The organism is Actinomycetospora succinea (genome assembly GCF_004363095.1).
GTDB classification, from domain to species: domain Bacteria; phylum Actinomycetota; class Actinomycetes; order Mycobacteriales; family Pseudonocardiaceae; genus Actinomycetospora; species Actinomycetospora succinea.
The window spans coordinates 782,960-807,725 of record NZ_SNYO01000002.1 but is presented as its reverse complement, the minus strand read 5'-3'; the positions used below and the strand labels follow the sequence as shown (position 1 = coordinate 807,725).

Here is a 24,766-nt window from a genome sequence, read left to right as displayed (position 1 = left end):
CGTGCGTCGCCAAGCTCGGCGTGTCGCGCGAGCGAGCATGTGGCGATCCTGGCGTCAGACGCCAGCGAAGCCGCATCGCTCGCACCGGACGGTGCGCGTCCCCGGGCGTCGAGCACCTAGGACAGGGCGCGGCCGACCTGGCGGCCGGAGAACAGGCAGCCGCCGAGGAACGTGCCTTCCAGCGAGCGGTAGCCGTGGACGCCGCCGCCGCCGAAGCCCGCCGCTTCGCCGGCCGCGTAGAGCCCGGGCAGCGGGGAGCCGTCGGCGCCCAGGACACGGCCGTCGAGGTCGGTCCAGAGCCCGCCGAGCGTCTTGCGCGTGAGCACGTGCAGCTTCACGCCGACCAGCGGGCCCGCGGCGGGGTCGAGGATGCGGTGCGGCGGGGCGACGCGGACCAGGCGGTCGCCGAGGTAGCCGCGCGCCGTACGGATGGCGGCGAGCTGGCCGTCCTTGCCGTACGGGTTGGCCAGCTCGGCGTCGCGGGCGAGGACCTCGCGCTCGACCTTCGCCGCGTCCAGCAGCGGCTCCGGGGTGAGCGCGTTCATCTTCCCGACGAGCTCGCCCAGCGAGTCGGCCGCCACGAAGTCCTCGCCCGAGCGCTGGAAGGCGGCCACCGGCTCGGTGGGCCCGGGGCGGACGCGCTGGAGGGTCAGGCGGATGTCGCGGCCGGTGAAGTCGGGGTTCTGCTCGGAGCCCGAGAGCGCGAACTCCTTCTCGAGGATCCGCTGGTTGAGCACGAACCACGTGTGGTCGTGGCCGGTGCGCCCGATGTGCTCGAGCGTCGCGAGCGTGTCGAACCCGGGCCACAGCGGCGGCGGCAGCCGCCGCCCCTCGGCGTCGAACCACAGCGACGACGGCCCGGGCAGGATGCGGATGCCGTGCAGCGGCCAGACCGGGGAGTGGTTGACGATCCCCTCGGTGTAGTGCCACATGCGGTCGCGGTTGACGACGCGCGCGCCGGCGTCCTCGCTGATCCCGATCATCCGCCCGTCGACGTGGGCGGGCACCCCGGAGATCATCTGGCGCGGGGGAGGGCCGAGGCGGTCCGGCCAGGCGGCGCGCACGGCCTCGTGGTTGCCGCCGATGCCGCCGGAGGTGACGACGACGCTGCCGGCCGCCAGGGTGAAGGAGCCGACGGGCTCCCGGGAGCTCGCCTCGCCGCGGGTCACCGCGGAGGGCTGGAGCACCGTGCCGGACACGCCGGTGACGGCGCCGGCGGTGGTCTCGAGGGCGTCGACGCGGTGGCGGCAGCGGATGGTGACGCGGCCGTCGGCGACCGCGGCGTGCACGCGGCGCAGGAACGGCTCGAGGATGCCGGGGCCGGTGCCCCAGACGATGTGGAAACGGGGCACCGAGTTGCCGTGGCCAGTGGCCGAGGCGCCACCACGCTCGGCCCAGCCGACCACGGGGAAGAAGCGCACGCCCATCGCGTGCAGCCAGGGCCGCTTCTCGCCGGCCGCCCACTCGACGTAGGCGCGGGCCCACTCGCGGCCCCAGCGGTCCTCGTCGGCGCGGTCGAAGCCGGCGCTGGAGGTCCAGTCGGACCAGGCGAGGTCGAACGAGTCGCGGACACGGAGGCGGCGCTGCTCGGGGCTGTCGACGAGGAACAGGCCGCCGAACGACCACCAGGCCTGCCCGCCGAGCGACGCCTCGGGCTCCTGGTCGAGCAGGATCACCCGGCGTCCCGCGTCGGCGAGCTCGGCGGTGGCGACGAGACCGGCGAGACCGGCCCCCACCACGATGACGTCGGCGTCGGACACAACGGGCATCGTGGCAGGAGCGGGGACCCCGCGGGGTTACTGCAGGCCGAGCTTCTCCGAGCAGGTCGGCCAGGCGTTCCAGCCCTGCTCGTCCTGGACCTTCTTGGCGACCTTGATCTGGCTCTCGCGGCTCGCCTCGTCGGGCGAGTCGGCGAACTGCTCGCCACCGAACTCGCTCCAGGTCGAGTCGGTGAACTGCAGGCCGCCCTTGAAGCCGTTGCCGGTGTCGGCGTCCCAGTTCTGCGTGCTCTCGCACATGGCGAGGCGGTCCCACGTCGCGTTCGAGTCCGGCGAGACGGACGGCGCGGCCATGGCGGTGCCGGTGATGGCCAGCGGGCCCGTCACGGCGGCTGCGGCGACGACGCCGACCTTGAGCATCGGACGGGACGGGGCGGACGGCAGGTGGTGGCGACCAGACATCGGGGCTCCGGTTCGTCTCGGGGTGGGTGGGCGGGAACCCGACAGGGTGACCCGGCGTCGCCCGGGGTCGAGCTGGGGAGCGGAACGACGCGGTGGAGGACCGTAACCGAACCGAGACCTTTTGTGACAAGCCGTGACCGAGCATCCGCTCTGCGTCGCGGTGAGTGGTCGACACATCGCGTCGGGCGGCGAACGGCCTAGTGATGAGCTGTCACGGCTGCTCCGTTCGGTGCGACCACGAGGCCGGGGACCGAGGCGAGCGGGGCCTACCCGCGCGCTCCGGCGGGCAAGAACCCGACGGCGGCGCGGTGCCCGCAGCACGGCTCGGCGAGAGGCCCCCGGTGCCGCCGCGCCTCGGGCCGCCACTGCGCGGCGTAGACGAGGCCCGGCTCGACGAGGTCGACGCCCTCGATCAGCGCCGCGAGCTCGGCGGCCGAGCGCGTCGTGGCTCGACCGCTGAGGTAGGCGTCGGTCGGCCCGAGGATGGCGTCCATGTCGATGCGCGGGTCGTCGGCGGTGAGGTGCGAGACGGCCAGCGCGCTGCCCGGCGCGACCCGGGAGAGGAACCCGGCGACCACCGCGGCCGGGTCGTCGGCGGCCGAGACGTGCTGGAGCACCGAGAACATGAGGACGCCGACCGGCCGCGAGAAGTCGAGCACCTCGGTGACGGCCGCCGCGCCGAGCACCTTGTCCGGGTCGCGCATGTCGGCGTGCGTGACCGACACGCCCCGGGCCTCGCCGAGGAGCAGCTCGCCGTGGGACACCGCGACCGGGTCGATGTCGACGTACGCGACCCGCGCGTCGGGGTTCACGCGGCGGGCGACCTCGTGGGTGTTGCCCATCGTCGGGATGCCCGAGCCGAGGTCGAGGAACTGGTCGACGCCGGCGTGGGCGAGGAACGTGACGGCGCGACGCAGGAACGAGCGGTTCTCGCGCACGATCGACACGACCAGCGGCTCGGCGCGGGCGAGGTCCCGTCCCATCACGCGGTCGACGGCGCCGTGCGACGTGCCGCCGAGCAGGAAGTCGTAGACGCGCGCGGAGCTCGGGATGTCGAAGTTCGCCGCCCCGGGCGGACCGAGAGGCCAGCGGAAGTCGTCGCCCACGGTCCTCCCTCCGCCGTGCCGATGACCGGGCTGGTGACCCGGGTTGCGGCAGGTCTGCCACATCTCCGTGGTCCAGTAGCCGCCAGCACCCCGGCGCTGTCAACACGGCAGGTTCCCCCGACTCGCGCAGCGGATACTCCCCTCTCCACCGTCCGTGTCCGACACGCCGACGCCACCCGCCGGGACACGCCGTGACCGGGCCTGTCGTCCGGGCGCGATCTGACGGTGGGTGATCTCCGAAGGGATCTCGGGAAGCGGGGCGTCCACAGTGTTGGGTCGGTGTTAGGACGAGGGACACGTCGTCGTCGGCCGACGGGGCCCCCGGGCCAGCCACCGTGCGGTCGTGCGCGTCGCCGTCGTGACCGAGTCGTTCCTGCCCGCCGTGAACGGCGTCACCAACTCCGTGCTCCAGGTCGTCGCCCACCTGCAGCGGCGCGGCCACTCCGCCATGGTCATCGCCCCCGGGGCGGGGCCGGACGAGGTGCCCGGGGCGCCGCACGTCCCGGTGGTCCGGGTCCCGGCGGTCGACGTGCCCGGGGTCGACTCGCTGCCGGTCGGGGTCCCGACGCCCGCCGTGCGCGCGGCGCTCGAGGAGTTCCGGCCCGACGTGGTGCACCTCGCCTCGCCGTTCGTGCTCGGCGCGCGGGCGCTCACGGTCGCCCGGCGCCTGCGCGTGCCCTCGGTGGCCGTCTACCAGACCGACGTCGCCGGCTTCGCGTCGTCGTACGGGGTCGGCCTGACCGCCCGGGCCGCGTGGCGCTGGATCCGGCGCCTGCACAGCGGTGCGTCGCGCACCCTCGCGCCGTCGCGGTGGGCGGTGGACGCGCTGGAGTCCCACGGCGTGCCCCGCGTGCACCGCTGGGGCCGGGGCGTCGACACCACCCGCTTCCACCCCGACCGCCGCGACGACGCCCTGCGCGCCGAGCTCGCCCCGCACGGCGAGATGCTCGTCGGCTACGTCGGCCGCCTGGCCCCGGAGAAGCAGGTGGAGCGGCTCGCGACCCTCGAGGGCCTGCCCGGCGTGCGCGTCGTCGTGGTCGGCGACGGGCCGTCGCGGGCGCGGCTGGGCGAGCTGCTGCCCTCGGCGCACTTCCTCGGCTTCCGTGGCGGCACCGAGCTGGCCGAGGCGTACGCCTCGTTCGACGCCTTCGTGCACACCGGCCCGCACGAGACCTTCTGCCAGGCCGTCCAGGAGGCCCAGGCCTCGGGGCTGCCGGTGCTCGCCCCCGACGCGGGCGGCGTGGCCGACCTCGTCGACCCGGGCCGCACGGGCTGGCTCTACGACCCGGCGTCGCCGACCGCGGGCGCCGAGATCGTCGGGCGGGTCGCCGCGTGGCGCGACGACCCGGAGTCGCGGCACACCTTCGGTGCCGCCGGGCGCCGCCGCGTCGCGGGGCGCACCTGGCCGTCGGTCTGCGAGGAGCTCCTCGGGCACTACGCGGCCGTCATCGCGGGCGACGACACCGCCGAGGGCACGCCCGACGTCGCGACGCCCGCGGCCTGAGGCGCCGGTGGAGCACCAGGTCACGGTGCCTCCCGCCGAGTTCACCCGGACCACACTCGACCGTCACGCCGGGGTGGGCCTGCGGGCGATCTCGGCCCGTAGACACCGCCCCATGGCCACATCCCAGGTGCTGGCGCGGTCCGCGGGACCCGCCTCCGAGAGCCAGGACGAGCGGGACGCGGCGGCCGCCGCCGTGCCGCCCACCGGGCCCGCTCCCGTCGCGGTCGGCGGCGACGGAGGTGCCGCCTCCGAGGCCGCCGGCCGCTACAGCCTGCTGCTGACGCGCGAGCCCGAGCACGTCGCCGCCGCCCAGCGGCTGCGCCACGAGGTGTTCGCCGGCGAGCAGGGCGCCCTGCCCGCCCCCGACGACGCGGTCGCGGTGGCGGCCGCCGCCGAGGGCCGCGACGCCGACGCCTTCGACGCGCACTGCGACCACCTGGTCGTGCGCGAGGACGCCACCGGGGCGATCGTCGGCACCTACCGGATGCTCACCCCGGAGGGTGCCCGCGCCGCCGGCGGCCTCTACTCCGACACCGAGTTCGACCTCTCCGCCCTCGACGGCCTGCGCGACGAGATCGTCGAGGTCGGGCGCTCCTGCGTGCACCGCGACCACCGCCACGGCGTGGTGCTCTCGCTGGTCTGGGCCGGGATCCTGCGCTACATGGTGCTCACCGGCCGCCGGTGGGTCGTCGGCTGCGCGAGCGTGCCGCTGACGGGCGAGGGCGCGATGCCGGGCGGGGTCTGGTCGCTCGTCGCCTCGAAGCACCTCGCCCCGGCCGCGCGGCGGGTCCGCCCGTGGCGCGAGGCCCCGATCGCCGGCCACGACCCCGAGGCGCCCGGCGCCAGGAAGGCCGCGCGGGCCGGGCTGCCGCCGCTGCTGTGGGGCTACCTGCGCCTCGGCGCCGAGATCGGCGGCGTGCCGGCGCTCGACCCCGACTTCGGCGTCGCCGACCTGTTCATCCTGCTCGACCACACCGCCATCGACCCGCGCTGGCGCCGCTACCTCGCCGGGGAGGGCGGATGAGTCCCTGGGCGCCCACGTCGCCGTGCGACCCCGGCTGCCTGCCGGTGGCCGCGGCCGGCACCGCGCGGGCCCGCGCGGTGCGGGCCGTCCGGCTGGGGGTGCGGGGCACGGCGCTGGTCGTCGTGCTGGTCGCGGGCCTCCTCGCGGCGATCGTGGTGCCCTTGCTCGGCCCGTCGGCGACCGGCTGGGTCCAGCGGCTGTGGGCGGCCGCGGTGCTCTCCGCCTGCGGGGTGCGCGTGCGGCACACGGGCCCGGTCGCCCCGCCCGGCGCGCTCGTCGTCGCCAACCACGTGTCCTGGCTCGACGTGTTCGCCCTGCACGCCGTCGCGCCGGTCCGGATGCTCGCCAAGACCGAGGTGCGGCAGTGGCCGCTGCTGGGCCTCATGGCGGCGCGGGCGGGCACCGTGTTCCTCGACCGCGACCGGCTGCGCGACCTGCCGGGCGCCGTCGCCGGGCTCGCCGACGCGCTGCGCGCCGGCACCCCGATCGGCGTGTTCGCCGAGGGGACGACCCGCTGCGGGCGCGACCTCGGCCCGTTCCGCCCCGCCGCCTTTCAGGCCGCGTTCGACGCGAGCGCCCCGGTGGTGCCGGTGGCGCTGCGCTACCGGCGGCGCGGCGACCGGCCCGGCGCCGCCCCGCTCGACGCCACCGCGGCCTTCGTCGGCGACGACACGCTCGCCTCGTCGCTGCTGCGCGTGCTCACCGTGCGCGGGGTCGACATCGACGTCACCGCGTGCGCGGTCCTCGACAGCCGGGCGGCTCCCGCCGGACCCGCCCGCGCCAGCGCCCGCCGCGCGCTCGCCCGCGCCACCGCCGGCGCGATCGCCGACGCCCTCCCGCCCGACCTCGACGGACATCCCGCCGCCGTGCGCCCCGTCACCGCCCTGCCCGTCGTCCCGGACCTCGACCGTGTCGCCTGAGCCGGGTGCCACGGAGCCGGAGGCGCCCGGACCTCCGCGCGACGCCTCCCTCGCCGACCGGGCCGTGTTCGCCGCGCAGTTCGTCCGCGCGCCCGTCGCCACGGCCTCGGTGTGGCCGAGCGGCACGGCGCTGGCCCGCGGCATGGCCGACGCCGCCCTGAGCACCGACCACGCGGCCCCCGTGGTGGTCGAGCTCGGCGCCGGCAGCGGCGCCTTCACGGGGCTGCTCGCGCACCGCCTGGCGGGGCGCGGACGCCAGCTCGCCGTCGAGATCAACCCGGTGCTCGCCCACCGCCTCGCCGAGCGCTTCCCGTCGGTCGAGGTGGTGCCCGCCGACGTCGCCGAGCTCGGCGCGCTCCTCGCGCTGCGCGGCATCCACGGCGCGCAGGCCGTCGTCAGCGGCCTGGGCTGGTCGGCCACCCGCCCGGGCCGCGAGGACTCCCTGCTCCCGGTCGTGGCGCGTGCCCTGGCCGACGACGGGGTGTTCGTCCAGTTCGCCTACTGCGCGACGGCGTGGGCGGCGCCGGCGCGGGCGCTGCGCGAGGAGCTCGCGGACTGCTTCGCCCGGGTCGAGACGTCGCCGGTCGTCTGGCGCAACCTGCCCCCGGCCGTCGTGTACCGGGCGTCGTCACCGCGCCGATGAGGGTCGGTGAGCATCCGTTCCCCCGGGGTACCGCTGATGCGCACGTGGGTGATGCGGGTCGCCCGGATGTCACCGCCAGCGGTGCTGCGGGGGACGGAGCGGTGATCCGCCCAGGTCAGGGGCAGGGCACCCGTCGGGAGGGTGTACGGTCCCGCAACCATCGGCCCGGGCGTCCGGATCGCGGCACCGTCGCGGCGTGGCGTGCGGTGCCGACCGACCGTCCGTGTGACCGTCTGTTGCGACCGGTCCGACCGACGTCGTGGTCCCTCCGCGACGAACCCGCATCACAGAGAGGGGAGACACCGCGATGGCCCTCCCGACGTTGACCCCCGAGCAGCGCGAGGCCGCCCAGGCCAAGTCCCGCGAGGCCCGACAGGCCCGTTCCGCGCTCCTGGCCGGCATCAAGAGCGGCGAGGAGAACATCCCCGCCGTCCTCGACCGCGGCAAGAGCGACCCGATCGCCGGCAAGACCAAGGTCTCCCAGCTCGTGCGGGCGCTGCCCGGCTACGGCCCGGCGAAGGCCTCGGCGGTGCTCGAGCAGGCCGGGATCCCCGAGGACCGGCGCGTCGCCGGCCTCGGCTCCCGTCAGCGCGAGGCCCTGGTCAGCGCGCTCGGCTGATCTGCGCGCGCCGCACCCGGCACGAACGACGACGGGGCGGTCGGTGATCCGGATCCCCGGACCACCGGCCGCCCCGTCGTCTGTCCGGAGCGCGGTGGCTCAGTAGCCGCCGCTGTCGTACGAGGCGCTGTCCTCGGCACGGTGCCGGCCGCCCTGCTGCTCGCGGGGCTCGTCGGCCGGAGCGGGCAGCTGCGCGGCCGCGGCGCCGCTCTCGGCGGCGTTGGCGACGTCGCCCGTGCGGAACTCGCCGGTCGTGGGCGTCGGGTCGGCCGTCATGACGGCGTTGCCGCCCACCACGGCGACGCCGCCACCCGCGAGCGCGCCGACCAGGGCGAGGGCCCCGGCGGTGCGGGTCGGGAGCGGCACGCGCCGTCCACCGCCGCGCCCGACGGCCGGGACGGCGTGCGACGGCGTGACCGGCGCGAGCGCGCTCGGGACCGCCGCGGGGAACGCCGGGCGGGGGGTGCCGCCGGTGGTGGGGTCGGCGGCCGAGGGCCCGGTGATGGGGCCCGAGGCGGGGTGCGCGGGGCCCGTGGGCAGGCTGCCCGCTGGGCCCGCGCTCGCGGCCGCGAGGGCGATCGCGGCGAGGTCGAGCGCGGCGGTGTCGGCGTCGAGGGCCGCGTCGCGGGGGGCGCGGCGGGCCGGGCGCTCGCGGCCCGCTCGGGGCAGGGGCCCCGACGGGTGGGCCTCGGTGAGGCCCTGGCGGGGCATGGCCGCCGCGAGGTCGGTGGCGCGCTGCCCGCCGGTCAGGACCGCGGTGCCGGCGCGTGCCGTCGGGGCGGGGGTGGGCGTCGCCGCTCGCGCGGACGCCGCACGGTGTCGTGACATGCGAGGTCTCCGTCGCGCCGCCGATCGACCTGGCCGAGGGGGAGCGAACCAGGTGCCGCGTCGCCGGGGGGAGCTCCGGTGCGTGGCGTTCGGCCTGTCGCCGCAGGGTCGGGGGCCGTGCTCGCCGGACAGGCCCGGGCGGGACGAGCGCGGGTCCGGCACCAGCTGCCACGGGTGTCCGGACGCCCCCGAGACTAGGTCGCGGGGGAAGACCCGTCACCGGACGCGGTCCCGGCGGGACGCTCGGTGTCCGCGCGCGTCACGGCAGCTCAGGCCGTCGCCGCCGGGTCACGGCCGCGGCGCGGCCAGGTCTCGGGTCGGTCACGCAGTGACGTAGCTCACACCGAAGTGCGGCTGTTCGGCCCACGGACCCGTGGGGAGGTGCGGATAACGGCTGCGCCGAGCGAGGGTTGCACTACGCAGCGCCTCGACAGCATCTGGACGACAGGGTTCCATCGGACCGGTCCCCCGAACACAGCGGCTCCCGGGGCGGGCGCTTCGCGGCGTTCCGCCCGATTCCACCGCCCCGACACGGCGGCCCCGACCGGGCCGCGGAGAGGCGTCGATGAGCGACCGGGTCACCCCCCAGCCCGATCAGCCCGACCCCCACCCCGAACGTCCCGGTTCCGCCGGCGAGCGCGTCCTGCAGGGCGCGCTCGGGACGTCCGCGCGGGCCGAGCGCTTCTACGGCGACCAGATGTGCGATCGCCTGGTGCCGTCGATGCAGGACTTCGTGGCGAAGATGTCGATGATGTTCGTGGCGACCTCGGACGCCCACGGCGAGTGCGACAACACGCTGCGGGCCGGCCCGCCCGGGTTCCTGCGGGTCCTCGACGACCGGCACGTCGCGTGGCCGGAGTACCGCGGCAACGGCGTCATGGCGAGCCTGGGCAACATCAGCGAGAACCCGCACGTCGGGCTCCTGATGGTCGACTTCACCGACGAGCTCATCGGGCTGCACGTCAACGGCTCGGCGCGCCTCGTCGACGACGCGACGCTGCGCGCGGAGCACCCGGACGTCCCGGAGGAGACGGCGCCCGGCCGGCGGGCCGAGATGTGGGTCGAGGTCACCGTCGAGGAGGCCTACATCCACTGCCGCAAGCACATCCCGCGGATGGTCCCGGTCGACCGCACCGTCGCCTGGGGCACCGACGACGTCAAGCGCAAGGGCGGCGATCACTTCGGCGTCGCCGGGGCGCGACGCGCCGAGGCGGCCGAGCGCGCCGGCGCGCCCTCGGGTGACCCCCGCACGGCGGAGCACGCCGGGGCAGGGGCATCCTCCGGGGAGTGATCTCCGACCGGCACGCGTGGACCAGACCCGAGCTCGAGACCGTCGTCCCGGGCGTCCACCGCCTGCCGCTGCCGCTGCCCAACGACTCGCTCCGGGCGGTCAACGTCTACGCGCTGGCCCCCGACGGTGACGGCCCTTCCGACGGTGCCGAACTGACGCTCATCGACGGCGGCTGGTCGATCGACGAGTCCCGCGACGTCCTGGCGCGCCTGCTCACGGGGATCGGCGCGGAGCCGGGCGACATCCGGCGCTTCCTGGTCACCCACGTCCACCGCGACCACTACAGCCAGGCCGTCGCGCTGCGCCGTGCCCACGGCGCGCGGGTGGCCCTCGGCGCGGGCGAGGCCGACTCGCTCGAGACGGTCCGCGGGCGCGACACCGGCCTCGACGCGCAGATCGTCGGCCTCCGGCGCGCGGGCGCCCCCGAGCTCTCCGCCGAGATCCACTCCTGGGTGGCCGCCGCCGAGGCGCCGCCGGCCGACGACTTCACCGACCCCGACGAGTGGCTCGCCGACGGGCAGGAGCTGCGGGCGGGCGGGCGCTCGCTCGTCGCCCGCGAGACGCCGGGCCACACGCGCGGGCACCTCGTGTTCGTCGACGAGACCAGCGCCGAGGGCCCGATGCTCTACGCCGGCGACCACGTCCTGCCGCACATCACGCCCTCGATCGGCTTCGAGCCCGCGGCGCGGCCCGGGGCGCTGATCCGCTACCTCTCGTCGCTCGCGGCCCTGCGCGCCGAGCCGGACCGCCTGCTGCTGCCCGCGCACGGGCCCGTCGCGCCGAGCGTCCACGAGCGCGTCGACGAGCTGGTCGCCCACCACGACAAGCGCCTCGACGAGATCGCCGCGGCCGTGGAGAAGGGCCTGCCGACCGCGGCCGAGATCGCGGGCGCGCTGCGCTGGACGCGCCGCGAGCACCGTCTCGAGGACATGGAGGCCTTCAACCGGATGCTCGCGGTCCTCGAGACCGACGCCCACCTGGAGGTCCTCGCCGCGCAGGGCCGGGTCACGCGCACGTCCGGCGAGGACGAGGTGTTCCACCACGCGCCGTCGTGACCGGAGACGTCACCTCGCGGTCATGATCCCGACACCTCGGTGCGCCGAGGTGCGCCTCGACGGCGGCGCGCGGTCGGGTGACGGGACTACGGTGGAGGGTCGTCCCGGCACACCCCGCGCCGGACCGTCCGCTGGAGAAGGCCTGCGTGACCCGTACGTCACCGTCCGCCGCCGACACCGACCCCGGCGCGCACGATCCCGACGGCGATCCCGTGGCTGCTGACCCCGTCGTGGCTGAGCAGCCGTACGTGAGCATGCTCTACGGCAAGCTCGACGAGCGCCGGACCGAGACCGCCGCGCTGCTCGCGCGCGTGCTGCGCGACGAGACCACCGGCACGCCGCAGGCGGTCTCCGAGCGGGACGCCGCCGCGCAGATGTACTCCGAGCAGCTCGCCACGCTCTCCGCGGTCGAGCAGGGCCTGTGCTTCGGGCGCCTGGACCTCGACCCGGACCGTCCGCCGCCCCCGCCGATCGACGGTGACCCCGGGCCGATCGAGGGGCTCGACCAGGACGTGCTCTACGTGGGCCGCCTCGGGCTGCTCGACGACCAGCACGACTACGAGCCGCTGCTCGTCGACTGGCGCGCGCCCGCGGCCCGGCCGTACTACACCGCGACCGCCGCGTCTCCCGACGGCGTGCGCCGCCGCCGGCACATCCGCTCGCGCAGCCGCCGGGTCACGGCCGTCGACGACGAGATCCTCGACCTCGAGGAGGCCGCGCGGGTCGGGGCCACCGCCACCCAGCGCACCGGGCTCACCGGCGAGGCGGTGCTCCTCGCGGCCCTGTCGGCCGGTCGCACCGGGCGGATGGGCGACATCGTCGCGACGATCCAGGGCGAGCAGGACCGCGTCATCCGCTCCAGCGCCAACGGCGTCGTCGTGGTCGAGGGCGGGCCCGGGACCGGCAAGACGGCCGTGGCGCTGCACCGCGCGGCGTACCTGCTCTACACCCACCGGCGCCAGCTGGCCCGCCGCGGCGTGCTCGTGGTCGGGCCGAACCCGACGTTCCTGCGCTACATCGAGCAGGTCCTGCCCTCCCTCGGCGAGACGAGCGTGCTGCTCTCCACGGTCGGCGAGCTCTACCCGGGCCTCGCCGCGCACCGGTCCGAGCCGCCGGCCGCCGCCGCGCTCAAGGGCCACCTGGACATGGGCAAGATGCTCGCGACGGCCGTGCGCGACCGCCAGGAGCTGCCGCGGCGCCCGATCCGGCTCCACGTCGACGGCGAACCGGTGGTGATCGACCGCGACGTCGTCAACCAGGCCCGCACCCGCGCCCGGCGCACCCGCCGGCCCCACAACGACGCCAAGCGGACCTTCGTGCGCGAGGTCGTCGACCAGCTCGCGCGCCGCGAGGTCGACCGGGTGGGCCGTGACCCTCTCGACAGCAGGGAGGGCGGCGGCAACCTGCTCGACCGCGGCGACCTCGCCGACGTCCGCGCCGGGCTGCGCGCCGACCCCGACCTGCGGGCCGTGCTCGACGAGCTGTGGCCCACGCTGACGCCCCCGCAGCTGCTCGCCGACCTCTGGACGAACCCCCAGCGCCTCCGGGCGGCCACGCGCGGCTGGTCCGAGGCCGACCGCGAGCTGCTGGCCCGCTCCGGCGGGCGCCCCGACGACCTGCTCGACGGCGCCTGGTGGAGCCCCGCGGACGCGGTGCTGCTCGACGAGGTCGCCGAGCTGCTCGGCGAGGACGACACCGCGGCCCGCGAGGCCGAGGAGCGCAAGCGCGAGGCCGACGAGGCCTACGCCGCCGGGGTGCTGGAGATCCTCGCGATGGAGGAGGACTGGGACCCCGAGCTCCTGCGTCCCACCGACGTCGTCGACGCCAGCGTCCTCGCCGACCGCACCCGCGAGGCCACCTACGCCTCGGCCGCCGAACGCGCCGCCGACGACCGGACGTGGACCTTCGGGCACGTCATCGTCGACGAGGCCCAGGAGCTCTCGCCGATGGCGTGGCGCGTGCTCATGCGGCGCTGCCCCAGCCGATCGATGACGCTCGTCGGCGACGTGGCGCAGACCGGGGCGCGGGGCGGGGCGTCGTCGTGGGCCGAGGTGCTCTCGCCCTACGTCGCCGCGCGCTGGCGCCGCGAGGTGCTGACGGTCAACTACCGCACCCCCGCCGAGATCATGGCGGTCGCCGCCGACGTGCTCGCCGCCATCGACCCCGGCGCCACGCCGCCCGAGTCGGTGCGCGAGTCCGGCGTGGCGCCCGTGGCGGTGGCCGCCGACGAGCCGGGACTGGTCGAGGCGGCCGTGGCGCAGGCCCGGCGGGCGCGCGAGGCGGTCGTCGACGCCGAGGGTGCCGGCCGTGTCGCGGTCCTCGCGCCGGGGGCGCGCGTCGACGGGCTCGCCGCGGCGCTGGGCGTCGCGGCCGGGCCGACCGGTGCCGCCGAGGGCGACCCGGCCGTGGACCTGGCGTCGGAGATCGTCGTGTCCGAGGTCGCCGACGCCAAGGGCCTCGAGTTCGACGCCGTCGTGCTCGTCGACCCCGCGGGCGTGGTGGACGCCTCACCGCGCGGTCTCAACGACCTCTATGTGGCCCTGACCCGTGCCACCCGGTCGTTGGTGGTCGTGCACCCGGACGTCCTACCGCCGGTGCTCGGGCGCCTGATCGGGTAACGCGGGCACGCCCGGCGTCGAACCACCGGGCAGGGGCCGTCCGTGTCTCCGGACGTGTGGCGTCGCCGACCACCGGTCGCGCGCCACGGGCAACCCGCCGTTCGGGCGACGCGCCGCCCGGGACGTCACGCAGACGAGGGACCCTGTCATACGGGATGATCGGGGCGACCGCACACCGGGAGGGGGGCGGACAGTGAGCACCGACACCGGTCCGCCCGCGATGGTGGGCGGTCGCTACACCGTCGGCGACCTCATCGGGCGCGGCGGCGCCGCCGACGTCTTCCGGGCGCGCGACGAGCTGCTTGGCCGCGACGTGGCGATCAAGATGTTCAACGCGGCGGGCTCGGTCACCCCCACCGACGTCGAGCCGGGCGACCCCGCCGACCCCGCCGAGAAGATCGGCGACATCGAGGAGGGCCAGGAGGCCCGCCACCGCCGCGAGGTGCTCACGCTCGCCGGCCTGTCGCACCCCGGGCTCGTCACCGTCTACGACGTCGGCGACGAGGACGGCCGCGCCTACTTCGTCATGCAGCTCATCGAGGGCGACACGCTCGCGCAGCGCGTGCGCGCGGGCCCCCTCCCGGTCGTCGACGTCGTCGCGCTGGGCGCCGCGCTCGCCGACGCGCTGGCCTACGTGCACCGCCGGGGCGTCGTGCACCGCGACGTCAAGCCCGGCAACGTGCTGCTCGACGCCGAGGGCCGCGCCCACCTGTCGGACTTCGGCATCGCCGCGGTCCACGACGCCGCGCCGGTCACGGCCGCCGGCATGGTCATCGGCACCGCGTCGTACCTCAGCCCCGAGCAGGTCCGCGGCGAGCCGATCGACGGCGCCGTCGACATCTACGCGCTGGGCCTCGTGCTCATCGAGTGCCTCACCGGGCGCCGCGAGTACCCGGGCAACGCGCTCGAGGCGGCGGTCGCCCGCCTGCACCGGCGTCCCGTGGTGCCCACCGGCCTCTCGCCCGGGCTCGAGGCCCTGCTCACCGCCATGACCGCCGACGACGCGGTCGACCGCCCGACGGCCGAGGAGGTCGTCGCCGGGCTGCGCGGGGTCTCCCGCGAGGTCGGGATGGACGCCGAGACCGTGCTGTCGCCGGTGCTCATGACCGCGCCGACCAGCATCGTCGCCGGCTCCGGGCCGATGGCCGTCGGGCCGCCGCCCGTCGCCGAGCCGCTGCCGACGGGCGCCTCGCCGCTGGCCCGCCCCGAGGGGCGCCGGCGCCGCCGGCTCGCCGCCGCCGTGGCCGCGGCGGCCGCGACGCTGCTGGTCGCGGGCTCCGCGGTGGCGTACGCGGTGCTCTCCGACGAGCAGCCCCTGCCGCCGGTGCCCTCGGCGACGCTCGCGCCGCCCCCGCCGCCGCTGCCGGTCGCCCCGCAGGTCACCACCACCGACGAGACCGAGGCGGCCACGGCCCCGCGCACCCGGCGCACCACCACCGCGCGCCGCACGACGACCACCACCACGACCACGACGACCACCACGACGACGGTGCGCCCGCCCGTGGTCGTGCCGCCGCCGGTCGAGGAGCCCGACACCACGACGACCACGACGGTCGCGCCGCCGGGAGCGCGCCAGAACGGCGTGCAGTAGCCGCTCAGCCGCCGCCCGGCAACGGGTTGAGCGCCGCGGGCACCGAGAGCACCGGACCCGCCGGCAGCAGGCCGACCACCGCGCCGGGCGCGGGCGGGAACGCCTCGCCCAGCCCGAGCGCCGCCGCGGTCTCCGGGTCGGGCACCGCCGACGCGAGGCCCGAGCCCGAGATCACCGTGGGGCTGCCCGGGGCGTCGTCGCGCCCGATCGGGACCGCGCGGACCGTCACCCCGCCGCCGGGCAGGGCGACGGCGTCGACGCGGTCGCCGGAGCCGTCGGCCTGGGCGAGGGTGGTCGGCGGCGTGGCGGTGGAAGGCGGGTCGGTGCCGACGGTGAGCTGGACCGGGCCGCCGCCCTGCGCGCCGGCGCAGGTGGTGGGCGCCTCGTCCATCGGCACGGCGCGGGGCACCGGGTCCGGGTAGGCGGCGACGGCGATCCCGCGGGCGGTGGCGAGCGCGCGCAGCTGGCCGGGCGAGACGATCGGCACGGGGGCGCCCGCGCGCGCCGGGTCGGGGTCGTCGAGGCGCACGAGCCGGGCGACGACCTCGGGGACCTCCTGCACGCCCTCGCGCGCCACCACGTACCAGCGGTCCGGGGTGCCGGGCCCGACGAGGCGCACGACCCCGCCGACGGGCTCGCCCGCGAGCAGCCCGGACGGCGGCACCTCGCCGCGCCCGGCGATCTGCGGAGCGACGATCGGCGGGCCCTCGGTCAGCGTGTTGAGCAGGCTCGTGCTCACCGGGCGCGGGGTCTGGCCGGCGAGGTCGAAGGCGAGGACCACGGCGGGGTCGCGCAGGTCCAGCCGCGAGCGGATGCCGTCGTGGACGAGCCAGGTGCCGTCGAACCGGTCGCGCAGCAGCAGCCCGCGCCCGGGGTCGAGGGGCCGGGCGGGCGGGGCTGCGCCGGCGAGCACCGTCGTCCAGACCCGCGGCTGCTCCCACGGGCGAGCCGCCCCGGGCTGCGGGCTCCCGGTGTCGCAGACCGACCACACCGGCGGCACCGGCGCGCCCGCGGGCGGCAGCGGCGGGGCGTCGACGATGCCGACGCCGCGCTCGCGGGGTGCCGTGGCGATGTCCTCGTCGGCGACCTCGACGGGCTCCGGGTCGCCCTGACCGCCGGCCGCCGCGAGCGCGAGGCGTGCCGACGCGAGGTTGGGCACGGGCACCAGGCGGTCGGGCTCGTGCACGACGACGTAGAGCGCGCCGGACCCCTCGGCCACGACGATGCCGGCGCTGCGCCAGTCGGCCGGCGTGTCGAGCAGGCCCCACACCGCCGCGACGCCCAGCGCGAGCGCGGCGATCAGCACCCCCGCGACCGTGGCGCGCTGCTGGCTGCGCAGCGGGTCGCTCCCCGGCACGCCCTGCCGCCGGACCAGCGCCGACTGCAGGCGGCGCAGCCCGAAGCGGTACGCGTGGACCTGGTCGGAGGTCGTCGTCGGGGGAGGCATCTCGCCGCGGATCGTGGCACGTCGCGGCGGGCCGAGGGGTCCGTTCCGGTCAGGCGGCGACGGGCAGGCGCGCCGGGCGCGGCGCGATGCGCAGGGTGATCGTCGCGTGCACGACCTCCTGCCCGCGGGCGTCGGTGATCGTGATGTCGGCGTCGGCGTCCTCGCGCTCGGCGGAGAACGCCGGCGGGTGAGGGAAGGTCGCGACGGCGAGGAGGTCGGTGTCGGCCTTCGCGAGGTACTGCACGCTCATGCCGCGCGGGATCCAGCGGTGCGTCGCCGGCGTCGTCGCCTCGGCGAGCACGCCCATCGCGTACTCGGCGAGGTTGCAGGACGCGATGGCGTGCACGGTGCCGAGGTGGTTGTGCACCAGCCACCAGTTGCGCAGCGACACCTCGGCCCGCCCCGGCTCGAGGCTCCGGATCATGGGCGCGGCGGTGAGGAAGTACGGCGCCCGCAGCCACACGGCCGCGCTGACCAGCAGGCGGCCCGGCCAGGACCCGGAGAGGCGGCGCCACGTACCCAGCACGCTCGGAGTGCTCACGGGGCACAGGTTACCGGGCGGTAGCAAGCGCGAGAACCCGTACGGACCCGAACGATCATCCACTCAGGGGTGACGTCCCGGATTCACGAACGAGCATTCGGGGAACTCGTGTGTCTGCGCGACCAGGCGCTCCTGCTCGGAGGAACCGATGACCGCTCAGCACGGACACCCCGCCTCGCCCGCTCCCGGGGCCTCCGGCCTCCCCGACCGACTCGCCGCGGTGCTCGGCGACCTGGTCTTCCCGGCCGACCGCTGGCAGGTGCTCACCGCCGCCGAGATGTACGGGGTCGACACCGTGTCGCGCACGCTGATCGAGCGTCTCCCGGAGCGCCGCTACCACTCGCTCGGCGAGATCGTGGCCGTCCTCGCCGCCGTGCTGTCGGGGCGTCCGGTCGCGGCCGTCGGCCAGGCCGGGCCGCCGCGCCTCCCGCGCACGGCACCGCGCCGCGGCCCGGTGGTCGCCCGCCCGGCCCGGCCCGTCGCCCGGCCCGCCGGGCACCGGCCGGTGCGCCCCGTCGCCTGACGGTCAGCCGCCGGGCGCGCCGCCCAGCCCGACCAGCCCGGCGGCGAACGCGAGCAGCCCCGCCTGCGTGCGGTTGTCGCAGTCGAGCTTCTCCATCAGCCGCGACACGTAGCCCTTCACCGTCGCCTCCGAGAGGTGCAGCCGGGCCCCGATCGCGGCGTTGGACAGGCCCTCACCGAGCGCGGTGAGCACCTCGGTCTCGCGCGCGGGGAGATCGCGGATGCGGGCGCGGGCGGCCTCGCGCGTGCGGTCCTCGCGGCTCGAGGCCGTCGCGAGCCGCCGGGCCGCCTCGGGGGAGAGCACCGTCTGCCCGGCGGCGGCGACCGCCACGAGACGGCGCAGGTCGGCGGGCGGCGTCGACTTGAGCAGGAACCCCTGGGCGCCGGCCGCGAGGGCGCGCAGCACGTAGGTGTCGACGTCGAAGGTCGTCAGGACGACCACGGCGGGCCGGTCCTCGAGCGCGGCGATGTGCCCGAGGGCGGTGAGCCCGTCGACGCCCGGCATGCGGATGTCGAGCAGCACGACGTCGGGGCGGTGGCGCACGACCTGCTCCACGGCCTCCGCGCCGTCGTGGGCCTCGCCGACGACGGTGATCTCGTCGGTCGCGAGGATCGTGCCCAGGTGGGTGCACACCATGGGTTCGTCGTCGACGACGAGCACCGTGATCACGCGGGTTCTCCCGTCGGCACGTCGGCGGGCAGGACGACGGCGACCCGGAAGCCGCCGTCGTCGGTGGGGCCCGCCGCGAACGTGCCGCCGACCAGCCCCACCCGGCGCCGCAGGCCGTCGAGACCCACTCCGCCGCCGGTGGTGTCGGGGACCGCCGGGGTGTCCGCCGGCCCGTTGGTGATCGTCGCGCACACGCGCCCGTCCTCGTGGCGGACCCCGACCCGGACCGCGGCACCCGGGGCGTGCTTGCGGGCGTTGGTCAGGGCCTCCTGGACCACGCGGTGCAGGGTGCGCCGGACGGTGGGGGCGGGGCCCGCGGGGTCGCCGGTGACCTCGAGGGCGGCGTCGACGCCGACCCGCCGGGACTCCCCGATCAAGCCGTCGAGCCCCTCGAGCTCGTCGGCGGGCACGTCCGCGGCGTCCGAGCCGGGGGTGCGGCCGGCGCGCAGCACCCCGACGAGGTCGCGCATCTCGGCCAGCGCCTGGACGCCCGCCCGGCGCAGGTCCTCTGCGGCGTCGTGCACGGCCGGGTCGTCGCTGCGCACGCCGAGCGCGCCGGCCTGCAGCACCATGAGGTTGATCCGGTGGGTGACGACGTCGTGCATCTCGCCGGCGAGGCGGACGCGCTCGTCGGCGCGCGCCTGCTCGGCGAGCAGCTCCTGCTCGCGCTCGGCCCGGTCGGCGCGCTCGACGGCGCCGGCGATCGCCTCGCGGCGCGTGCCGACGTAGAGCCCGGCCAGCGTCACGAGCGAGGCGACGAACAGCAGGAACGCGTGGTCGTTGAACCGGAAGTCCACCCACCCGCGGTCGCCGACGAACGACGCGGCGACCACCAGCGGCGCGAGCAGCCACAGCGTCCAGCGCCGCGCGTAGGCGCCCGCGGAGTACAGCGCGACGTAGCCGAACCAGGACCCGGGGAACAGCACCGAGAGCAGCGCGACGACCACCGTCACGGCCACCGGAGCGCGCCGCCGGAACACCAGCACGACCGTCGACAGGACGACCACCGCGAGCAGCGCCGGCGTCCCGAGGTCGAGCAGCGTGCCGATCTGGCGGGGGAAGAACAGCACGATGCCGGTCATGAACACGCCGGTCAGCAGCGCGACCCCGAGGTCGACGGCCCACTGACGGCGGGTCATGACCGGCACCGTAGCCGTGATCACTTCATGATCGGCGCGCGCTGCCACCACGTCAGGCAGCGCCAGAGCCACTCGACGGGCCCGTAGCGGAACCGTCGGAGCCACCAGCTGCTCCACACAGCCTGGACCACCAGGATGCCGACGGTCAGCCCGGCGATCGCCGCGCCGTCGTCGAGGGAGTCGATGCCGAGCGCCGGGCCGAGGGTCACGAACAGGACGGTCGCGGTGAGGTAGTTGGTGAGCGCCATCCGGCCCATCGGGGCGATCACGCGCCCGATCACCGCCCCGACCGGGGTGCGCAGGAGCAGCAGCAGCGCGGCGGCGTACGCGACGGCCGTCGTCAGCGCGGCCAGCGGCGGCAGGAGGCTCTGCGCTCCGCCGAGCCCGCCGCCGAGGACGTTGACCTGCGGCGGCGTCCAGCCCGCGGTGACCGCGAGCGCCCACGCGAGGTCGAGCGTGCCGGCGACGGCGAGCACCACGGCGGTGCGCCCGGGGTGGCGGCCGAGCGCGGAGGGCAGACCGAGGCGCGCCAGCGCGAAGCCGAGCGCGAGCAGAGCCACCGTGAGCCCGTAGCTCTGCTGGACCTGCGGGGCGACGAGGAGCAGGACGAGCGCGACGACCAGGCACGCCCGGGGCGCCAGGATGCTCATCGGCAGGAGGAGCACCAGCCCGACCAGCGCGTACGGGACCAGCGCCTCGCCCGGCTGCAGGAACTGGTGCGCGATCCCGATCAGCAGCAGCACGCCGAGCCGGCGGGCCAGCACGACCCGCGGGCGGGCGGTCCGCGTCGCGGCGCGGTCGAGGAAGAGCCCGAACCCGACGCCGAAGAGCAGCGCGAACAGCGACAGGAAGCGCTCGACGAAGAGCAGGTCGATCGCCGGCGGGAACGGGCGCCCGACGAGCTGCTGCAGGATGTTCACGACCAGGATCCCGCACAGCGCGAAGCCGCGGAGGACGTCGAGCTCGGCGATCCGCCGGCCCGGGGTGGAGACGTCGGCGGCGTCGACCGTGCTCGGCGCGTTCATGCCCCGGACGCTAATGATCAGGGCGGCCCCGTCGTCAGCGCCGGACGTCGGCGGGCGGACCGACGAAAGTCGTGTGCCTAGCCCTCTTCCTCGAGCTCGAACGCGTCGTCGCCGACCCACACGCGCAGGCCGTCGCCGTCGTCGGTGATCGCGCCCTCCTCCTCTTCGGAGAGCTCGCGCGCGGCGCCGAGGGAGCGCTCGTCGTAGCCGACGCGGCCGTCGCCGAGGTCGCGCGGCCGGTACTCGGAGGCGAGCACCGCGGTGCGACTGCGCGTCGCGAGGAACGCTGCGTTCTCCGGTCCGACCTCCGCGACCCACTGTTGCCTGCGCACCCGTGAGTGCCTACCCGGGTCGGCTCGTCGGAGCAACGGAAACCGGTGGACCTCCACCCCGGTCGAGCACCTACCGTCGCGCTCGTCGCCGACGAGGAGGTCGAGTCCCATGCGCGCCCTGCGCCCGCTGCGCCGGTCCGCCTACCGGCGTCTGGCCGCGGCGCTCGCGCTGTCGGTGCTCGCCGAGGGGCTCTGGACGCTGTCGGTCGTCTGGCAGGTGATCGAGCTCGGCGGCGGGCCGGGCGCGCTCTCGCTGGTCTCGGGCGCGCTCGCGCTGGGCGTGATCGTCACGGCGCTGCTCGGCGGCGTGCTCGCCGACCGGATCCCGCAGAAGCGGATCCTCGTCGGCGTCATGTCGGTGCTCGCGGTGTCGATCGGCCTCGTCGCCGCGCTCTCGGCCACCGGCGCGCTGTCGATCCCGCTGCTCGTGGTCGTCGCCGCGGCGATCGGCCTGTCGATGGGTCTGTTCTTCCCCGCGTACTCGGCGCTCGTGCCGGCGATGGTCGACGACGACGAGCTGCTCGCCGTCAACGGCCTCGAGGGCGTGGTGCGCCCGGTGCTCCTGCAGGGCGCGGGCCCGGCGCTCGCCGGCGCGCTGGTCGCGGCGTACTCGCCGGCGGCGGCGCTCGCGGCCACGGCCGTCGCGTGCGTGGCGGGGCTCGTCGCGGCGCTGGCGCTGCCCCGGCGGGCGCTGCGCCGCGACCTCGACGAGGGGAGCAGCGGCGTGGGCGCCGTCGTGCGCGACCTGGTCGAGGGCTTCCGCTACATGGTCGCGACGCGCTGGCTGCTCGTGACGCTGGTGTTCGCGTCGGCGATGGTGCTGCTGGTGCTCGGGCCGCTCGAGGTGCTCGTGCCGTTCGCGATCATCGAGAACGCGGGCGGCGGGCCGGGCGGGCACTCCCTCGTGCTCCTCGCGCACGGGGCCGGCGGGGCGATCGCGTCGATCCTCGTCGCCTCGCTGCGCCTCCCGCGGCGGTACCTCACGGTCATGATCGCCATGTGGACGGCGGGCTGCGTCCCGATGGTCGTGTTCGGCCTCGTCGACACGCTCTGGCCGATGATCGTCGCCGGGTTCGTCGTCGGCGGTCTGTTCAGCGCCCCGCAGGTCATCTGGGGGACGCTGCTGCAGCGCCGCGTCCCGCCGGCCCTGCTCGGGCGCGTGACGAGCCTCGACTTCTTCGTCTCGCTCGCCTTCATGCCCGTGTCGATGACGCTCGCGGGGCCGGTCAGCGAGGTCGTCGGGCTGACGCCGGTGTTCCTCGCCGCAGGCCTCGCGCCGCTCGTGTTCGGAGTGCTGGCGCTGGTGCTGGGGCGCCTGGGTCCCGACGAGATCGCCCACCCCCTCGACGTCGCCGTACCGGACGACGACACCACGAGCGGGGAGCCGCGCGCGGCGTGATCGGGAGCGCGTGGTGCACGTCGCCCGGCCTCTGAGGGCGCCTACTGGCTGGTATGTCTCGCTGAGCGAGACATACCAGCCAGTAACCGTCGTGACGGTGCCTAGCTCGCGGGCTGGGTGAGGTCGTAGACCGTGGTGCCGCCGACCGTCGTCGCCGTGTAGTGCGCCGCGACCCAGTTGCTGATCTGCGTGCCGACGCTGTCCTCGCCGCCGCCCGGGCCATCGCCCTGGCCGCCCGACGCCACGAACCAACCGATGTCGCCGGCGGCGACGTAGGCCTGGAACTGGGCGAGGCTCGGGGCGGCGTCGGAGCCGGTGAACCCGCCGATGGCCATCACCGCGGTGCCGCTGGAGAGCTCGAGGCCCGAGGCGCCCTGCGCGGACACGGTGGCCGCCGACCAGCGCGTCCCGGCCGACGTGAGCAGCGCGGTGAGCTCGGCCGAGGTGCTCGCCTCACCGGGGCCGCCACTCTGGCCACCACCGCCACCACGCTGACCCCCGTCCGGCGGCGCCTGCCCCGCCGGCCTCTGACCGCCGCCGGGAGGACCGCCCTGACCCCCGCCCTGTCCACCACCGGGACCGCCGCCCATCTCGGACCCGGTCGACGGGCCGGCGCTGACGATCGAGCCCTGGTGCGCGGTGGCGGCGGTCTGCACCGCGTAGGCCGTTGCGCCACCGGCACCGGCGAGCAGCGCCCCGAGCAGCACGACCGGGAGGACCCGGCCCCCGAGGCGTCGCCATGCCGACCGCGGCACCACGAGACCGACCGCGGCCACGATCCCGGCGATCGCGACGACCCAGCGCAGCCAGGGCAGGAACTCCGGCGTGCGGCGCAGGAGCACGACGCTCCAGCCGGCGGTCAGCGTGACCGTGAGGCCGAGCGTCAGGTCGGCGGCGAGGTGCCCGCGTCGTCGCCACACCTCGCGGCCGCCGACCACCAGCGTGCCGACGAGACCGGGCGCCAGCGCGACGGCGTAGTAGGCGTGGATGGTGCCGCTCATGAAGCTGAACACCAGGCCGGTGACCAGCAGCCAGCCGCCCCAGAGCACGAGCGCGGCGCGGGTGCGGTCGGTGCGCGGAGCCCGGCGGGTCAGCCAGAGCCCGGCGACGAGCGCGACGAGCGCGGCCGGGAGCAGCCAGCTGATCTGGCCACCGAAGGCCTCGTTGAACATCCGCGTGATGCCGGTGGACCCGCCGAACCCGGTGCCACCGCCGCCACCTCCGCCGGCGCCCCCGTTGCCCTCGCCGCCGAGGAGGCGGCCGAGGCCGTTGTAGCCGAGCACGAGGTCGAGCAGCGTGTTGTCGGTCGAGCCGCCGATGTAGGGGCGCGCGTCCGTGGGCCACAGGTCGACGAGCAGCACGTACCAGCCCACCGACACGACGAGCGCCAGCGCGCCCGCCCCGAGCTGGACCAGCCGCCGACGCAGCGGCGCCGCCGAGGCGAGCAGGAGCACCGCGGCGAACGCGGGCAGCACCAGGAACGCCTGCATCATCTTGGTGAGGAAGCCGAACCCGATCAGCGCGCCCGCCGCGACCGTCCACCACGTGCCGGCCCGGGTCGCGGCGGCGTCCACCGCCCGCACGACCTCGTACGCGGCGGCCACCAGGCACAGCACGAGCAGCGCGTCGGGGTTGTTGAACCGGAACATCAGCACCGCCACCGGCGTCAGCGCGAGCGCCGCCCCGGCGAGCAGCCCCGCGCCGGGCCCCGACCACCGCCGCACGGCGAGGTAGAGCAGCCCGACCGCCGCGACGCCCATCAGTGCCTGCGGCGCGAGCATCGACCAGCTCGAGAACCCGAAGAGTCGCCCGGAGAGCCCCATCACCCAGAGCGAGGCCGGCGGCTTGTCGACGGTGATGAAGTTCGACGAGTCCATCGACCCGAAGAGCCACGCCTTCCACGACTGCGTGCCGGCCTGCACCGCCGCCGCGTAGTACGTGTTCGCGAAGCCCGAGGCGCCGAGGTTTTCCAGGTAGAGCACCGCGGTGCCGACCAGCAGGACGATCAGCGACGGGCGCACCCAGCGGGGGTCGTCCGGCCGTCCGACCAGCAGGGCCGGGGACCGGCGCGCCGGGGCGCGGTGAGCAGGAGGGGCGGGGGCGCGCCGGGGCACCCGCAGCTCGGTCGTCAGACCGTCGTGGACCGTCATGGAAGCGAGGGTGCGGGCGGTTCGTGTCCGGACGGTGGGGCGGTGTTGTGCGTCCGCTGTGAACGGCTCCCGAGATCTCACGCACGCCGCACGGCCGACTGCGGAGACGGCACGGAAAGCCCCGGACGGGTAACGATCACTGAGATGCCCTGCACGTGGAGG

The 24,766-nt window shown here is 76.3% G+C and carries 22 protein-coding genes; 11 read left to right on the top strand and 11 right to left on the bottom strand.

Features of this window, described 5'->3' with window-relative positions; translation table 11 throughout:
• Positions 1-116: 116 nt before the first annotated feature.
• The 3 genes from EV188_RS10270 to EV188_RS10260 all read right to left on the bottom strand — a co-directional run bounded on the left by EV188_RS10270 (position 117) and on the right by EV188_RS10260 (position 3,286).
• On the bottom strand, positions 117-1,769 hold the full coding sequence (locus tag EV188_RS10270) for an FAD-binding dehydrogenase (RefSeq protein ID WP_133826103.1): 1,653 nt from the start codon (positions 1,767-1,769) through the stop codon (positions 117-119).
• Positions 1,770-1,796: 27 nt separating this feature from the next.
• Complete coding sequence (locus EV188_RS10265) at positions 1,797-2,180, bottom strand: transglycosylase family protein (protein ID WP_133826102.1); 384 nt, start codon at positions 2,178-2,180, stop codon at positions 1,797-1,799.
• Positions 2,181-2,446: 266 nt separating this feature from the next.
• Complete coding sequence (locus EV188_RS10260; RefSeq protein ID WP_208114096.1) at positions 2,447-3,286, bottom strand: SAM-dependent methyltransferase; 840 nt, start codon at positions 3,284-3,286, stop codon at positions 2,447-2,449.
• Between the two features lie 343 nt (positions 3,287-3,629).
• On the opposite strand from EV188_RS10260, the gene EV188_RS10255 reads away from it, so the two are divergent.
• From EV188_RS10255 to mihF, 5 genes are all read left to right on the top strand, one after another.
• Positions 3,630-4,790 carry a glycosyltransferase family 4 protein gene (locus tag EV188_RS10255; RefSeq protein WP_208114095.1) on the top strand — a complete coding sequence of 387 codons (1,161 nt, stop codon included), beginning with the start codon at positions 3,630-3,632 and terminating at the stop codon, positions 4,788-4,790.
• A 112-nt stretch (positions 4,791-4,902) separates the two neighbouring features.
• On the top strand, positions 4,903-5,814 hold the full coding sequence (locus EV188_RS10250) for a GNAT family N-acetyltransferase (protein WP_133826100.1): 912 nt from the start codon (positions 4,903-4,905) through the stop codon (positions 5,812-5,814).
• The gene (locus EV188_RS10245; RefSeq protein WP_133826099.1) at positions 5,811-6,734 is read left to right on the top strand and encodes a lysophospholipid acyltransferase family protein; all 924 of its coding nucleotides are present in this window, start codon (positions 5,811-5,813) and stop codon (positions 6,732-6,734) included. Before EV188_RS10250 ends, EV188_RS10245 begins: the two co-directional genes overlap by 4 nt.
• Positions 6,724-7,377: a class I SAM-dependent methyltransferase gene (locus EV188_RS10240; protein WP_133826098.1), complete on the top strand. Its 654-nt coding sequence runs from the start codon at positions 6,724-6,726 to the stop codon at positions 7,375-7,377. The genes EV188_RS10245 and EV188_RS10240 overlap by 11 nt, the downstream gene beginning before the upstream one ends.
• 307 nt (positions 7,378-7,684) lie before the next feature.
• Positions 7,685-7,996 (top strand): integration host factor, actinobacterial type, encoded by a 312-nt coding sequence (mihF, locus tag EV188_RS10235; RefSeq protein ID WP_133826097.1) that lies wholly within the window; start codon positions 7,685-7,687, stop codon positions 7,994-7,996.
• Positions 7,997-8,095: 99 nt separating this feature from the next.
• Here the strand turns inward: mihF and EV188_RS10230 are convergent, their stop codons facing one another.
• Positions 8,096-8,824 (bottom strand): hypothetical protein, encoded by a 729-nt coding sequence (locus tag EV188_RS10230; protein WP_133826096.1) that lies wholly within the window; start codon positions 8,822-8,824, stop codon positions 8,096-8,098.
• A 565-nt stretch (positions 8,825-9,389) separates the two neighbouring features.
• Between EV188_RS10230 and EV188_RS10225 the strand changes: the two genes are divergently transcribed.
• The 4 genes from EV188_RS10225 to EV188_RS10210 all read left to right on the top strand — a co-directional run bounded on the left by EV188_RS10225 (position 9,390) and on the right by EV188_RS10210 (position 15,379).
• Positions 9,390-10,115, top strand: a complete 726-nt coding sequence (locus EV188_RS10225) for a pyridoxamine 5'-phosphate oxidase family protein (RefSeq protein ID WP_133826095.1) — start codon at positions 9,390-9,392, stop codon at positions 10,113-10,115.
• Entirely contained in the window at positions 10,112-11,170 is a 1,059-nt protein-coding gene (locus tag EV188_RS10220) for an MBL fold metallo-hydrolase (RefSeq protein ID WP_133826094.1), read from the top strand. Before EV188_RS10225 ends, EV188_RS10220 begins: the two co-directional genes overlap by 4 nt.
• A 254-nt stretch (positions 11,171-11,424) precedes the next feature.
• Entirely contained in the window at positions 11,425-13,788 is a 2,364-nt protein-coding gene (locus EV188_RS10215) for a HelD family protein (protein WP_133826363.1), read from the top strand.
• 193 nt (positions 13,789-13,981) lie between these two features.
• Positions 13,982-15,379, top strand: coding sequence for a serine/threonine-protein kinase (locus tag EV188_RS10210; RefSeq protein WP_133826093.1), 1,398 nt, complete (start codon positions 13,982-13,984; stop codon positions 15,377-15,379).
• A 4-nt stretch (positions 15,380-15,383) separates the two neighbouring features.
• Here EV188_RS10210 and eccB read toward each other — a convergent pair whose 3' ends face one another.
• Positions 15,384-16,826, bottom strand: coding sequence for a type VII secretion protein EccB (eccB, locus tag EV188_RS10205; protein ID WP_133826092.1), 1,443 nt, complete (start codon positions 16,824-16,826; stop codon positions 15,384-15,386).
• 49 nt (positions 16,827-16,875) lie between these two features.
• Positions 16,876-17,367 (bottom strand): hotdog fold domain-containing protein, encoded by a 492-nt coding sequence (locus EV188_RS10200; RefSeq protein ID WP_133826091.1) that lies wholly within the window; start codon positions 17,365-17,367, stop codon positions 16,876-16,878.
• A gap of 148 nt (positions 17,368-17,515) precedes the next feature.
• Here EV188_RS10200 and EV188_RS10195 point away from each other — a divergent pair, with 148 nt between their 5' ends.
• Positions 17,516-17,890 carry a DUF2795 domain-containing protein gene (locus EV188_RS10195; RefSeq protein ID WP_133826090.1) on the top strand — a complete coding sequence of 125 codons (375 nt, stop codon included), beginning with the start codon at positions 17,516-17,518 and terminating at the stop codon, positions 17,888-17,890.
• Positions 17,891-17,893: 3 nt separating this feature from the next.
• Here the strand turns inward: EV188_RS10195 and EV188_RS10190 are convergent, their stop codons facing one another.
• From EV188_RS10190 to EV188_RS10175, 4 genes are all read right to left on the bottom strand, one after another.
• Entirely contained in the window at positions 17,894-18,559 is a 666-nt protein-coding gene (locus tag EV188_RS10190) for a response regulator (protein ID WP_133826089.1), read from the bottom strand.
• Complete coding sequence (locus tag EV188_RS10185) at positions 18,556-19,698, bottom strand: sensor histidine kinase (RefSeq protein ID WP_133826088.1); 1,143 nt, start codon at positions 19,696-19,698, stop codon at positions 18,556-18,558. The genes EV188_RS10190 and EV188_RS10185 overlap by 4 nt, the downstream gene beginning before the upstream one ends.
• Positions 19,699-19,718: 20 nt before the next feature.
• The gene (locus tag EV188_RS10180) at positions 19,719-20,723 is read right to left on the bottom strand and encodes a DUF418 domain-containing protein (RefSeq protein ID WP_133826087.1); all 1,005 of its coding nucleotides are present in this window, start codon (positions 20,721-20,723) and stop codon (positions 19,719-19,721) included.
• A gap of 77 nt (positions 20,724-20,800) precedes the next feature.
• On the bottom strand, positions 20,801-21,055 hold the full coding sequence (locus EV188_RS10175; protein WP_133826086.1) for a hypothetical protein: 255 nt from the start codon (positions 21,053-21,055) through the stop codon (positions 20,801-20,803).
• A gap of 109 nt (positions 21,056-21,164) precedes the next feature.
• Here EV188_RS10175 and EV188_RS10170 point away from each other — a divergent pair, with 109 nt between their 5' ends.
• Positions 21,165-22,454 (top strand): MFS transporter, encoded by a 1,290-nt coding sequence (locus tag EV188_RS10170; RefSeq protein WP_133826085.1) that lies wholly within the window; start codon positions 21,165-21,167, stop codon positions 22,452-22,454.
• Positions 22,455-22,555: 101 nt separating this feature from the next.
• Here EV188_RS10170 and EV188_RS10165 read toward each other — a convergent pair whose 3' ends face one another.
• Positions 22,556-24,604 carry an ArnT family glycosyltransferase gene (locus EV188_RS10165; protein ID WP_133826084.1) on the bottom strand — a complete coding sequence of 683 codons (2,049 nt, stop codon included), beginning with the start codon at positions 24,602-24,604 and terminating at the stop codon, positions 22,556-22,558.
• Positions 24,605-24,766 lie beyond the last annotated feature (162 nt).

Excerpts from the sequence above, each read along its gene's own strand:
- EV188_RS10270 (WP_133826103.1), bottom strand. The coding sequence starts at position 1,769 with ATGCCCGTTGTGTCCGACGCCGACGTCATCGTGGTGGGGGCCGGTCTC.
- EV188_RS10265 (WP_133826102.1), bottom strand. The coding sequence starts at position 2,180 with ATGTCTGGTCGCCACCACCTGCCGTCCGCCCCGTCCCGTCCGATGCTC.
- EV188_RS10250 (WP_133826100.1), top strand. The coding sequence starts at position 4,903 with ATGGCCACATCCCAGGTGCTGGCGCGGTCCGCGGGACCCGCCTCCGAG.
- EV188_RS10245 (WP_133826099.1), top strand. The coding sequence starts at position 5,811 with ATGAGTCCCTGGGCGCCCACGTCGCCGTGCGACCCCGGCTGCCTGCCG.
- mihF (WP_133826097.1), top strand. The coding sequence starts at position 7,685 with ATGGCCCTCCCGACGTTGACCCCCGAGCAGCGCGAGGCCGCCCAGGCC.
- EV188_RS10230 (WP_133826096.1), bottom strand. The coding sequence starts at position 8,824 with ATGTCACGACACCGTGCGGCGTCCGCGCGAGCGGCGACGCCCACCCCC.
- EV188_RS10225 (WP_133826095.1), top strand. The coding sequence starts at position 9,390 with ATGAGCGACCGGGTCACCCCCCAGCCCGATCAGCCCGACCCCCACCCC.
- EV188_RS10215 (WP_133826363.1), top strand. The coding sequence starts at position 11,425 with ATGCTCTACGGCAAGCTCGACGAGCGCCGGACCGAGACCGCCGCGCTG.
- eccB (WP_133826092.1), bottom strand. The coding sequence starts at position 16,826 with ATGCCTCCCCCGACGACGACCTCCGACCAGGTCCACGCGTACCGCTTC.
- EV188_RS10195 (WP_133826090.1), top strand. The coding sequence starts at position 17,516 with ATGACCGCTCAGCACGGACACCCCGCCTCGCCCGCTCCCGGGGCCTCC.
- EV188_RS10185 (WP_133826088.1), bottom strand. The coding sequence starts at position 19,698 with ATGACCCGCCGTCAGTGGGCCGTCGACCTCGGGGTCGCGCTGCTGACC.
- EV188_RS10180 (WP_133826087.1), bottom strand. The coding sequence starts at position 20,723 with ATGAACGCGCCGAGCACGGTCGACGCCGCCGACGTCTCCACCCCGGGC.
- EV188_RS10170 (WP_133826085.1), top strand. The coding sequence starts at position 21,165 with ATGCGCGCCCTGCGCCCGCTGCGCCGGTCCGCCTACCGGCGTCTGGCC.
- EV188_RS10165 (WP_133826084.1), bottom strand. The coding sequence starts at position 24,604 with ATGACGGTCCACGACGGTCTGACGACCGAGCTGCGGGTGCCCCGGCGC.